Source organism: Anaerospora hongkongensis (genome assembly GCF_004339805.1).
Classification (GTDB): Bacteria; Bacillota; Negativicutes; order Sporomusales; family DSM-15969; genus Anaerospora; species Anaerospora hongkongensis.
On record NZ_SLUI01000008.1, the window covers coordinates 134,012 to 146,163 of the forward strand.

Below are 12,152 nucleotides of genomic sequence, written 5' to 3' on the forward strand. Positions count from 1 at the left end.
TTCTCTCGCTTACAGCGTTGCAGGCGCTTGGTATTCACCGAACACCTTACGCATTACGCCACAAATTTCACCAAGGGTTGCATAGGTTTTAACCGCATCAAGAATGAGCGGCATGAGGTTAGCATGCTCATCCTTGCAGGCAGCTTCCAGAGCAGCCAGGCTTTTTTCAACAGCGGCATTGTCGCGACGAGCGCGGAGGTCAACAAGCTTTTTCCGTTGGAACTCGCCAACAGAAGCGTCTACGCGGAGCAGACCTTCCACTGGTTTTTCCTGGATTTGGAACTGATTGACACCAACGATGATCCGTTGTTTGGTTTCAACATCCATCTGCCATTTGTAAGCACTTTCTTGGATTTCTTTTTGAATGTAGCCTTGTTCAATGGCCACAACAGCGCCGCCGATTTCATCAATTTTCTTGATGTATTCCCAGGCTTCTGCTTCAATTTGATCAGTAAGAGCTTCAATGTAATACGATCCGCCCAGTGGATCAACAACATCAGCTAAACCGCTTTCATAAGCAACAATTTGTTGTGTTCTGAGAGCAACGCGTACTGAGTCTTCAGTAGGCAGAGCCAATGCTTCGTCTTTCGAGTTAGTGTGCAGCGATTGAGTACCGCCAAGAACAGCTGCTGCTGTTTGCAAAGCAACACGAACAATGTTGTTTTCAGGTTGTTGAGCAGTTAACATGGAGCCAGCGGTTTGGGTATGTACGCGCAGCATCCAGGATTTTGGTTTTTGTGCTTTGAAACGCTCGCGCATAACTTTAGCCCATACGCGGCGGGAAGCACGGAATTTCGCAACTTCTTCCAGCACGTTGTTATGTGCATTCCAGAAGAAGGAAAGACGTCCGGCAAAATCATCAACGTCCATGCCGGCTTTGATGGCAGCTTCAACATAAGCAATACCGTCAGCAATCGTGAAAGCGATTTCCTGCGATGCAGTGGAACCAGCTTCACGAATGTGGTAACCGGAAATGGAGATTGTATTCCAGTTCGGAACATTTTTCGAGCAATATTCAAAAATGTTAGTGATAAGACGCATGGAAGGTTTCGGAGGGAAAATATAAGTGCCGCGGGCAGCATATTCCTTCAAAACGTCATTTTGAATAGTACCGTTTAATTTGTCAGGAGTTACACCTTGTTTTTCAGCAACTGCAATATACATTGCCAAAAGAACAGATGCAGGTGCATTGATTGTCATAGAAGTGGAAACTTTGCCAAGATCAATTTGATCAAAGAGAATTTCCATGTCAGCCAGCGAGTCGATGGCAACACCAACTTTACCAACTTCACCTTCAGACATTGCATGATCGGAGTCATAACCGATCTGGGTAGGAAGGTCAAACGCGCAAGACAAACCGGTAGCACCCGATTCAATCAGATAGCGATAGCGTTTGTTGGATTCCTCAGCAGTCGAGAAACCAGCATACATACGCATGGTCCAGAAACGGCCGCGATACATAGTAGGCTGTACACCGCGGGTGAATGGGAAATCACCAGGCATGCCCAGATCGCGCTCATAATCAAAACCCTCGATATCAAGCGGGGTATACAGTCTGTTGTGAGCGAGGTTTTTACGCTCAGGGTTTTTGGCAAGCGATTTTTCCACTTTTTCAGTGTAAGCTGCCACTTTAGCTTTTAGGGATTCGTTAGCCATGTTTGTAGTGTCCTCCTTTACGTTACTTTTTCATTGTTCCGGTTTGAACAAACCGGGTATGCCAAGAAAGGGCTTCTTCCAACAGATGCGGCGTATGCGCAAAGTTGGTAGCTTTTTCAGCTCTTTCTAGGTAATCAAGAAGCATAGGCTGGTAGTCCGGATGCGCACATTTGTTAATAATCACACGGGCGCGTTCTTTAGGACTCAGGCCGCGAACGTCAGCTAAGCCGCGTTCGGTAACAAAAATATGGGTGTCATGTTCTGTATGATCAAAGTGGGATACCATCGGTACAACAGAGGAGATTGCTCCACCTTTTGCTACCGAGTTAGTGCAGAAAACGGTCAGGTAAGCATTCCGGGCATAGTCGCCGGAGCCGCCGATACCGTTCATCATTTTGGTACCCATGATATGAGTGGAGTTAACATGTCCATAGATATCCAGTTCAATAGCCGTATTCATTGCAATAACACCTAAACGGCGGGCAATTTCCGGGCTATTGGAAATTTCCTGTGGACGAAGAATGATTTTTTTGCGGTATTCCGCTATATTGGCATAAAGCCGTTTTAAACCATCAGGAGAAGGAGTAATCGAAGTACCTGATGCAAAGGTCAGCTTGCCGGCATCAATCAGGTCAAACATACCATCCTGAATAACTTCGGTAAATACGCTGAGATTTTCAAAAGGCGAATCAACCAGACCGGAAACAACAGCATTTGCAACCGAACCTACACCGGATTGAAGCGGCAAGAGATTCTGAGGCAGACGGCCTTGTTTAATTTCATGCTGGAAGAATTCAATTAAGTGACCGCTCATCGCCTTGGCATCGTCATCGATAGCAGCCAGCGGGCGCACTGCGTCCGGCAGATCGCAAGGTACAATGTATGTAATCTTGTCGAAACCGCATGGAATATACGGTGTGCCGATACGATCATCAGATTTTACCAGCGGTATAGGCTGACGATGGGGTGGATCAAGCGGAATGTAAACATCATGCATGCCTTCTAATTCAAGCGGCTGGCTTGTGTTAACTTCAACGATAACAATATCAGCGCTTTGCACGAAGGAAGCAGAGTTGCCTAACGAAGTGGTCGGAACGATATGTCCCTCTTCAGTAATAGCGCAAGCTTCTACAATAGCAACGTCTACTTTGCCACCAAGAAATCCGTAACGGGATTGCTGGGCAACGTGGCTCAGATGCATATCAACATACTGAATTTTGCCGCTATTAATTTGTTTGCGAATTTCATCATTCGTCTGGTATGGGAGACGTTTTTCAATGCCATTAGCCTGAGCCAAGGCACCGTCCAGTTCTTTACCTACTGATGCGCCTGTCCATAAGTTAACTTTAAAGTTCTCTTTTTTAATACGTTCAGCTAAGGCAAGGGGAACTGCTTTTGGATAGCCTGCGGGAGTAAAGCCGCTGGTACCTATGTTCATGCCTGGCTTAATAATGGCCGCAGCTTCTTCTGCACTAACAATTTTTGCGTGCAGAGCTTTGTTGCGTACTCGATCGCGAATATCGATCATCGCACTCTCTCCTCCTGTAATTAAGAATTATATAATTCCATGCCACCAGAGCAAAGCTCTGTTGCAGCATTTCCAAAGAAAAGATTTGGACTGCCTCGTATATATTATCTTGCTCAAAGAGAATTTCATGCAATCCTTTAAAGAATTTGTAATTGCGAAAAACTTCCCGGCGAAATCAGACTTTTTAAGGAAAGAGTGCCAAGAAAATAAAAAACACCCAAAGTCAATTTGTGTATGTGAAAATATACACAAAGCAAACTTGGATGTGCCTACTTGTTACTCTGCACCGTTTGAGCGCCGAGCCATAAGCAATCGTGTTTGTGTAAGCACTTCCAATTTGGCAGCCATTGCCACAACCGTCCATGCAAGCAACTTTTCAAATAATTCATTGCTTTCCGAGATATCTATATTCTCTATGACTGTATATATTCCTTCTATATGTTGACAATTTCTTAAAAAATTTTCATATTTTTTATATTAATGGAATAAATTTAAAAACATACTTGTCGAACAAACCAAAAGCATCCAAGGCTCTGCTGTTTTTTGTCAACAGAATTGGATGCCTACCTTATTATCTACTTGTGCAAACAGTTACATAAGTCGACATAATGCGGAGCTTATTTTCTTTATATTTGTCATATTCTATATTATTTTAGTAATTCCTGCTTGTTTTTAATTTTTTTTAATCGCTTAACTGACGAGATAAAAAGTACGACAAACTGCTTAATCCTACCGATAAGTCCTCGCTAATAATCCGTACATGGCCAGGTACATTTATTCTAAGCGGCGCAAAATTCCAAATTCCTTTTACACCTGCTTCCACCAAGCGGTCAGCAACCTTTTGTGCCTGCTCAGCCGGAACGGTAATGACACCAATATGAATCTGACGCTGCTGCAGCACTTCTTCCAGCGAGTTCACATGCTGAACTTCTACGCCGTTAATCGTAAGTCCTACTTTACTAAGATCGACATCAAATATTGCCGCCAGGTTAAAGCCAAGGGACGAGAAATTTTTATAATTGGCTAACGCCCAGCCAAGATGTCCGATGCCTATAATCGCAATATTCCAGTTGCGGTGCAAACCAAGAATTTCTCCGATATTGCGAATTAATTCCCGAACAAAATAGCCTACACCTTTTTTGCCAAACTCGCCAAAAGAAGCCAGGTCTTTGCGGATTTGCTCAGGTGTAACGCCAATGCGGCGGCCTAATTCTTCCGAGGATATAATTTCAATACCTTCTTCTTGAATATGGCGCAGCGTGCGAAAGTATAACGGTAAGCGGTCAATAGTAGCTTTGGAAATAACAATGTGGCTTTTCAAAGCAGTACACTCCTTTATTTAGTGGCACGTTCTACACGCCAATATGATCTTTTATTTAACTATGTATCTATTCTCACGTCACAGAAAAAATCCTGCCGCTAAAATGGCGGCAGGCTAGAATTCCTATTAATTTTTATACTTTTCCGACAACGCTTATATTCTTATTGTCTTTTTTGCGGTTGATAATGCGTATGAAGGATATGATGCGCCTTTTCACCATTAGGTTTGCCCAACCACGTATCATACAGTTCTTTAATCGCCGGATTATCATGCGATTTGCGGAACTCATGACTCTGGTCGCATTCATAAATCAAATCAATGCGCTTTTGCCGTATATCGGCCGAAATAGGTACCGGCTGACCACCGCCGCCAATGCATCCTCCGGGACAAGCCATAATTTCAATAAAGTGATAATCAGCTTCCCCGCGACGGATTTTATCCAGGACAATCCGTGCATTCGCCAGTGTATGCGCAACCGCTACTTTAACGACCGTACCATCAAGCGCAACTTCGGCCTCTTTCATCCCGTTCAGGCCGCGCACACCATGAAACTCAATGCACTCCAGCGGTTTTCCGGTTACAACCTCTGCTACCGTTCGAAGCGCAGCCTCCATCACCCCGCCGGTTGCACCAAATATGACGCCTGCCCCTGTCGCAATTCCCATTGGGGCATCAAACTCTTCGCTAGGCAAATTAGCAAAATCCATTCCTGTTTCCCGAATCATTCGGCCAAGCTCGCGGGTTGTTAATACATAATCCACATCCTGACCGCCCTCGGTAGCCAGTTCTTCCCTGGCAGCTTCCGCCTTTTTAGCCGTACAAGGCATGATGGAAACCGAAACAATATCCTTAGGATCAATGCCTGCCGTTTCGGCATAATATGTTTTTACCAGTGCACCAAACATCTGCTGAGGCGACTTAGCTGTTGATAAATGGTCAAGCAGATCAGGATAAAACAATTCAATGAAGTTAACCCAGCCGGGGCTGCAGGATGTGATCATCGGCAGCTTGCCACCATGATTCAGGCGATGAATGAATTCGTGCCCTTCTTCCAGTATGGTAAGATCTGCAGAAAAATCGGTATCAAAGACACGATCAAAGCCAAGACGCCGTAAAGCTGCTACCATTTGACCCGTAACAATCCGGCCGTGCCCCATATCAAGCGCTTCTCCCAACGCTACCCGTACGGAAGGGGCAGTTTGCACAATAACATGCTTGGAAGGATCACTAAGTGCCTGCCATACAGCAGCCGTATCATCTTTTTCCACAATCGCGCCGGTCGGGCAGACAGCAGCACATTGACCACAGTAGGTGCAGGCCGCTTCATCGAGCCCCTGATTGAATGCCGGAGCCACAGTAGTTGTAAAGCCACGATTGACAAAACTGTAAACATGTACACCTTGCCGCTCGCTGCAAGCCCGGATACATCGGCCGCATAAAATGCATTTTTCCTGATCCCGCACCAAGGAAGGATTGGAATCATCCAGCGGATATTTTTTTCTTTCGCCGTCAAAGCGCACCTTGCGGATGCCTAGATCGCCAGCTATGGACTGCAGTTCACAGTTTAAATTGCGCTGGCATGATAAGCAATCCGGCGGATGATTAGCCAATAGCAGCTCAACCACCATTTTCCGGGCTTCCCGTATAGCCGCCGAATTAGTCCGGACAACCATGCCTTCGTTAACCGGGTATACACAAGAGGCAACCAGTGTTCGCGCACCTTCCACCTCGACCATACAAACCCGGCAGGCTCCTTCGGGCCGCAGTTCAGGATGATAGCAAAGGGTTGGAATCTTTACGCCGATTTGGCTTGCTGCTTCCAAAATAGTAGCGGTTTTGGCAACTTGCACTTTTTGTCCGTCTATTGTTATATTCACCTTTTCCATGATATCACTCTCCTTCTGGCCGGCCTCAGCCTTTAATTATTGCTTTAAAGGGACACTTCGTAACACAGGCACCGCATTTAATGCATTTTTCCGGATCAATCACATGGCGGCCTTTAATTTCTCCCGATATCGCCTGAACAGGGCAGGCCTTTTTGCACAGACTGCAGCCTTTGCACAGCTCAGTTACGCTGAAGCCGGAAAGCTTGGTGCAGGCGCCTGCCGGACAGCGCTTATCATGAATGTGAGCCTCATATTCATGACGGAAGTAGCGCAGTGTGCTGAGTACAGGATTCGGTGCCGTCTGCCCTAGGCCGCAAAGTGCCGTCGTCTTAATATTTTTCGCCATTGCTTCAAGCAGTTCAATATCATCCGGCCGTCCCTCCCCGTCCGTAATGCGGGTAAGGACTTCCAGCATCCGTTTTGTCCCTTCCCGGCAGGGAGTACACTTACCGCAAGACTCGGACTGGGTAAAGTTCAAGAAAAACTTAGCCACATCAACCATACAGGTTGTTTCATCCATAACAACCAGGCCGCCTGATCCCATCATGGCACCTGCTTGAATAAGCGAGTCATAATCAACAGGCAGATCCAGCAGGTCTTCCGGCAGACATCCGCCTGAAGGGCCGCCAATTTGCACAGCTTTAAATTTTTTGCCTTCGGGAATACCGCCGCCTATATCAAAAATGATTTCCCGCATGCTGATCCCCATTGGCACTTCTGCCAGACCTGTATTATTAATGCGTCCGGTAAGCGCAAAGACCTTCGTTCCTTTGCTGCGCTCCGTACCGATAGACGCATACCATTCTGCTCCCTCAGTAATAATCTGCGGAACATTACCAAAAGTCTCCACATTATTAATGTTAGTCGGTTTTCCCCATAGGCCCGACACAGCCGGGAATGGCGGACGGGGACGCGGCATCCCGCGTTTTCCTTCAATAGATGCCAGCAAGGCAGTTTCCTCGCCGCAGACAAAAGCGCCTGCCCCTTCCTTGATCTTTAGGCGGAAGCTAAACCCGGAGCCAAAGATATCATCACCTAATAAGCCCATTTGTTCTGCCTGCTTAATAGCAATTCTTAACCGTTTAATCGCCAGCGGATACTCTGCCCGCACATATACATAGCCTTCATCTGCCCCGATTGCATATCCGCAGATCGCCATACCTTCAATGATCCGGTGGGGATCGCCTTCTAATACGCTGCGGTCCATAAAGGCGCCGGGGTCTCCTTCATCAGCGTTACAGACCACATATTTTTTCTCTCCCGGAGCGTTGCGGGTAAATTCCCATTTGGAGCCGGTAGGAAAGCCGCCGCCTCCCCGGCCGCGCAAACCGGATTTTTTCAGCTCACTGATTACCTGTTCGGATGTCATTTCACTTAATGCTTTACCTAACGCTTCATAACCACCAACGGCAATATAGTCTTCAATGGATTCAGGGTTGATATGCCCGCAGTTAGCAAGCACTTTGCGCATTTGCTTTTTATAGAACGTAATATCATTATAATTAGGGATTTTTTCATGAGAAACTGGTTCCTTATAAAGCAGGCGGTCTACGATACGGCCTTTATAAAGATGACTTTCCACCAGTTCGGGCACATCTGTATCCTGCACACGGCAGTAAAAAACACCTTCAGGATACACAATTACAACAGGCCCCATTTCACAAAAGCCATGACAGCCCGTTTCAATAACCTTTATTTCCTTTTCCAATCCTCGTTTGGCCAGTTCAGCACTCAGCGCCGCTTCCACTTTTTTCGAGCCAGAAGAAACACAGCCGGTACCGGCACAAATGAGCACATGCGCTCTACTGTGATCCATTTTTCCCCCTCCAATTGTAAACATAAGCTAGGGCATTATTTTGCCGACAACGTATTCTTCTACAATTCTTCCATTTACCACATGCTCCGATATAATTCTTGCCACAGCATTAGGCGTTACCTTACCGTAAGTAATACGCGGTTCTCCGGGACGAACAACATCAACCAGAACTTCTTTTTCACACATCCCTATACAGCCGGTCTGTTGAATAGTTACATTCTCCAGCTTTCGTCTGGAAATCTCCTCCATTACAGCAGTTACGATTTCCCGCGCTCCTGCCGCAATGCCGCATGTTCCCATGCCAACAATAATCCGAATACCATCATTATGTCGAATGCGGTTTTGTGATTGGAGCTGCTCACGAAGTTTCTTCAATTCTTCAACCGTTTTCATATTCTTCACCTCCATATAAATTAGCAATCCCGGCTGTCAAATAATTGTCCAGCCATTCAATTACTGCGGGCTGAGTGAACGGAACATCGCCCAATGCTTCAGCCAGCTCACGGGTCTTAACAGTAAATACCCGATTCATCACAGTATGATGATAGGTAAAATCCAAATGAGGATTCAGAGCAATTAACGTTCGCACTGTAGCTGCAATATGGCCCAGCGGCGGTCTGTCAACATGACTGTATTGGTAAACCGCTGTAATTTTCGTTCCTTGGCCGGGCTCTGACTGAATATCCACGTATCCGCCGGACTGGCCTGCAGTCATCGCCAGTAAAGACAAGCCCAATCCGATTCGTCTGGTATTCCTGGTGGTCACAAAAGGATCAAAGGCGGCTTTGACCATATCCGCGCTCATCCCCCGCCCATCATCAATCACCACAATCGTCAACCGGTCAGCAGTACAATCCTCTTCGATAGATAAGTCTACCCGGCCGGCCTGTGCTTCTATCGAGTTTTGAACCAGATCCAGTATATGAAGCGCCAGCTCTCTCATCGTTAGGCATATTTGGCCAGAATTTGCGTTACTGCTTCCGGTGTCAGTCTGCCGTGTGTATCATCATTAATCATCATGACCGGCGCCAAGCCGCAGGCACCGATACAGGCCACCGTCTCCAGCGTATATTTTAGATCAGTGGTTGTACCGCCGGGTGCAACCTTCAAGATGTCTTCCAGAGCTGTCAAAATCGCTTTTGCTCCCCGTACGTGACAGGCTGTGCCCTGACAGACGCGGATAATATTTTTACCACGGGGATTTAAATGAAACTGAGAATAGAAGGTAACAACACCGTAAATTTGACTTGCCGGAATATCCATTTTCTCACTGATGTAGCGGATAGCATCCCGCGATAAATAGCCGTAAGCATGCTGCGTTTCCTGCAATACCGGAATAAGCGCTCCTTTAATACTCTCATATTTACGTAAAATTTCGTCCAGCTCAACAAATTGATTTACTTCGTTGCCTGAACAGCAACAGGTTTTGCCAACTGCACTAGTCATAAACTTCCCCCTCTTTGTCATTTATCTCGAAACAGTCTGTAACCCTTACCTAAAGATTGTCGTTACAGCTGACGATTACTGCATCCTTCTTGCATTTTGCCCAAGCAGCGCCTGACGAATTTCAGCTACCGTCGGCTCTTCCAGATAGAATTTCATTGCAGGCCCGCTCACCAAATCCTCAATAGTATGTGCGTCCGAAGCTGTTACCACCGGATATTGACCAATAACGGATAAGCGGCGGACAGCCTCGCTTTTTTCAAGCCGTCGTGAAACCTCCACTGCATCCAGTGCCAAATCTGGCGGAATGAATCCCAGCTGAGAAACTATGCTGTAAGCTGGCCGGTCTATATGGCTTGCGATGACTAAGCCGTCCAGTTCCTTTACCTTTGCCGACAATTGAGCGGCACTGATAGTCAGTGAACACAACAATAACTCTTCTTTTATCCCGACAAAATTATCTTCTGCATCTACAATAAACTGGGCGCCAAACTTTTCTTCATTATTCTTAAGCGGTGGACGATGTTCGGCGACGTATCGCTCCCATTCCTTCAGTTGCCGCATCTTATCAAACAAAACGATGAAATGCGCTTCTTCCCGGGTTTCCACTTCCATACCCGGTAAAACCGTAATGCCGGCATGCTGCGCCGCAATAAGGGCAGCTGCTACATTGTCGCAGGCATTATGATCGGTAATTGCAATAATATCCAATTGTTTTGCCGCCGCATGCCATACAATATTGCGCGGTGTCATTTCTACCGCCGCACATGGCGACAGCAGGGAGTGGATGTGGAGGTCGGCAGCAAATTGACGCATCAGTTCCCCCGGATACCAAGCGCATAGAGTCGGCCGGCAACTTCAAAGGAGGATAAGTGTGTTGTCAGTACAATCAGCCCTTCCGCTTTGGCTTTATTTACTGCCGCTTCATCAGGCTTGACGCCACCGGCAATAATAACTGCCGCCAGCCCGGCCAGCAAGGATACCGCCACCACATTTTGATGACCCTGCATTGTAATCCAGATGTTGCCTGATCCAGCCTGCCCCATTACATTACTCAGCAAATCGGATACGTAGCCGCCGCTGACCGGCTGTTCAAAGTTTTCTCCCGTTATAACAGTAAGTGCTAAATTCGAAATAATTTCCTGAACAGTCATCGTACTCCACCTTCTTTATTCTTTCGCTTCCTTATCCAGAGGCGGCGGCAGTTTTTCTGCCAGATCGACCATTTCTCTCGCTAAATCGCGCACACGTTCTCTGAGTTTAAATACGCAATCCGCTTCTGTCGCATTCCCTTGGGCAATGTCTTCCGCCAGGGCCTTACAGCTGGGAGAACCACAGGAACCGCAATCCAGACCTGGTAATGTTTCCAACGTTTTCTCCAGCTGTTCCACTTTATACATTGCCTTAAAGATATCCTCATCCAGGCGCAGAATGGGCCGGGGTTCAATAGCTCTGCGTTCATCGGCGCCAAGCTGTGATGCGATATAGGCTTCCTGCGGCAGGCGGGCATTCATCTTGTCTTCCGTTTCCATAAGCCTTGCCCGCTTCTGCATACAGTATTCAGCAACAAACCGATTCTCCACCGTCAAAGGACCGCCTATGCAGCCTCCTGAGCAGGCTAACCCTTCGATAAATTGAATGCCGGACATTTTTCCCATGACAATTTGTTCCAGCATTTCATTGACATTATGAATTTCATGGACAACCAGCGCATTGGAAGCTCCTACTGCTGAGGTTTCACCACCAGCCATAGCCCAGCCGACTCCCAGCCACGATGCCTGATAATCACAAGAGTCATTACTGTCCTTAGGCAGCGCCTTAAGCAATGCGCTATACAGCTTGGAAATTCCGATTACTCCGGTAATATTGGATTTTTCCGAGCCCAAAGGTTGTTGTACTGCTGTCATTTTTGCCGCACAAGGTGAAAGAAACCATATCCCGATTTCCTCCGGATCAAGCTGCAGTTTTTGTGCTGCTTCTGCCCGTGCAATGCGGGCAGCAACCTCAACTGGAGCATCGATTGGCACCAAATGAGCAATTAATTCCGGATATTTTACCTGAATCAGGCGTACCACCGCCGGACAAGCAGAGGAAATTGCCGGCCGGGGGATGTCATGGCGCTGCAAATAATCGCGTATTGCCAGCGATACAATTTCAGCTCCATGAGCGACCTCAAAAACCTCGTCAAAGCCAATCGTTAACAAACCGCTTAAAATGCACTGTATCGAATACTCTACCGGAAACTGCGCATATAAAGATGGCGCCGGCAATGCAATGTTATAGCGAAAATGTTCTAAGTCTGCCAGCGAATCGGTCACTGCGGTTTTTGCATGCCTGGGACAACAGCGAATACATTCGCCGCAATCAATACAGCGCGCCTCAATAATACGTGCTTTGCCGCCGCGAATCCGAATCGCTTCCGTAGGGCACCTCTTTATACAATTAACACATCCTTGACAGCGGTTCGCAATTAAACGAACCGAGTGAAAGCATTCAGACACG

General features: G+C 46.9%; 11 protein-coding genes. All 11 read right to left on the minus strand.

Annotation, left to right across the window (positions count from 1 at the left end):
* Positions 1-9 precede the first annotated feature (9 nt).
* The 11 genes from EV210_RS13145 to EV210_RS13195 all read right to left on the minus strand — a co-directional run bounded on the left by EV210_RS13145 (position 10) and on the right by EV210_RS13195 (position 12,151).
* Positions 10-1,656 (minus strand): acyl-CoA mutase large subunit family protein, encoded by a 1,647-nt coding sequence (locus EV210_RS13145; RefSeq protein WP_132081260.1) that lies wholly within the window; start codon positions 1,654-1,656, stop codon positions 10-12.
* A 22-nt stretch (positions 1,657-1,678) separates the two neighbouring features.
* Positions 1,679-3,184 (minus strand): acetyl-CoA hydrolase/transferase family protein, encoded by a 1,506-nt coding sequence (locus EV210_RS13150; RefSeq protein ID WP_132081263.1) that lies wholly within the window; start codon positions 3,182-3,184, stop codon positions 1,679-1,681.
* A 682-nt stretch (positions 3,185-3,866) separates the two neighbouring features.
* Positions 3,867-4,505, minus strand: a complete 639-nt coding sequence (locus EV210_RS13155) for a redox-sensing transcriptional repressor Rex (RefSeq protein WP_132081266.1) — start codon at positions 4,503-4,505, stop codon at positions 3,867-3,869.
* Positions 4,506-4,666: 161 nt separating this feature from the next.
* Entirely contained in the window at positions 4,667-6,391 is a 1,725-nt protein-coding gene (locus EV210_RS13160) for an NADH-dependent [FeFe] hydrogenase, group A6 (protein WP_132081269.1), read from the minus strand.
* A gap of 25 nt (positions 6,392-6,416) precedes the next feature.
* Entirely contained in the window at positions 6,417-8,207 is a 1,791-nt protein-coding gene (gene nuoF, locus EV210_RS13165; protein ID WP_132081272.1) for an NADH-quinone oxidoreductase subunit NuoF, read from the minus strand.
* A gap of 27 nt (positions 8,208-8,234) precedes the next feature.
* A complete protein-coding gene (locus EV210_RS13170) occupies positions 8,235-8,600 on the minus strand; it encodes a (2Fe-2S) ferredoxin domain-containing protein (protein WP_132081275.1) in 366 nt (121 codons plus the stop codon).
* Positions 8,587-9,150, minus strand: coding sequence for an ATP-binding protein (locus EV210_RS13175; protein WP_132081279.1), 564 nt, complete (start codon positions 9,148-9,150; stop codon positions 8,587-8,589). The genes EV210_RS13170 and EV210_RS13175 overlap by 14 nt, the downstream gene beginning before the upstream one ends.
* A 2-nt stretch (positions 9,151-9,152) precedes the next feature.
* On the minus strand, positions 9,153-9,653 hold the full coding sequence (gene nuoE, locus EV210_RS13180) for an NADH-quinone oxidoreductase subunit NuoE (protein WP_132081282.1): 501 nt from the start codon (positions 9,651-9,653) through the stop codon (positions 9,153-9,155).
* A 75-nt stretch (positions 9,654-9,728) separates the two neighbouring features.
* Positions 9,729-10,466: a PHP domain-containing protein gene (locus EV210_RS13185; protein ID WP_132081285.1), complete on the minus strand. Its 738-nt coding sequence runs from the start codon at positions 10,464-10,466 to the stop codon at positions 9,729-9,731.
* Complete coding sequence (locus EV210_RS13190) at positions 10,466-10,804, minus strand: DRTGG domain-containing protein (protein WP_132081288.1); 339 nt, start codon at positions 10,802-10,804, stop codon at positions 10,466-10,468. Before EV210_RS13190 ends, EV210_RS13185 begins: the two co-directional genes overlap by 1 nt.
* A gap of 15 nt (positions 10,805-10,819) precedes the next feature.
* Entirely contained in the window at positions 10,820-12,151 is a 1,332-nt protein-coding gene (locus tag EV210_RS13195) for a [Fe-Fe] hydrogenase large subunit C-terminal domain-containing protein (RefSeq protein WP_132081291.1), read from the minus strand.
* Between the last annotated feature and the right edge of the window lies 1 nt (position 12,152).

Bases quoted from the DNA above. Each gene is read 5' to 3' on its own strand.
- EV210_RS13145 (WP_132081260.1), bottom strand. From the start codon at position 1,656: ATGGCTAACGAATCCCTAAAAGCTAAAGTGGCAGCTTACACTGAAAAA.
- EV210_RS13190 (WP_132081288.1), bottom strand. From the start codon at position 10,804: ATGACTGTTCAGGAAATTATTTCGAATTTAGCACTTACTGTTATAACG.
- nuoE (WP_132081282.1), bottom strand. From the start codon at position 9,653: ATGACTAGTGCAGTTGGCAAAACCTGTTGCTGTTCAGGCAACGAAGTA.
- EV210_RS13185 (WP_132081285.1), bottom strand. From the start codon at position 10,466: ATGCGTCAATTTGCTGCCGACCTCCACATCCACTCCCTGCTGTCGCCA.
- EV210_RS13150 (WP_132081263.1), bottom strand. From the start codon at position 3,184: ATGATCGATATTCGCGATCGAGTACGCAACAAAGCTCTGCACGCAAAA.
- EV210_RS13175 (WP_132081279.1), bottom strand. From the start codon at position 9,150: ATGAGAGAGCTGGCGCTTCATATACTGGATCTGGTTCAAAACTCGATA.
- nuoF (WP_132081272.1), bottom strand. From the start codon at position 8,207: ATGGATCACAGTAGAGCGCATGTGCTCATTTGTGCCGGTACCGGCTGT.
- EV210_RS13170 (WP_132081275.1), bottom strand. From the start codon at position 8,600: ATGAAAACGGTTGAAGAATTGAAGAAACTTCGTGAGCAGCTCCAATCA.
- EV210_RS13160 (WP_132081269.1), bottom strand. From the start codon at position 6,391: ATGGAAAAGGTGAATATAACAATAGACGGACAAAAAGTGCAAGTTGCC.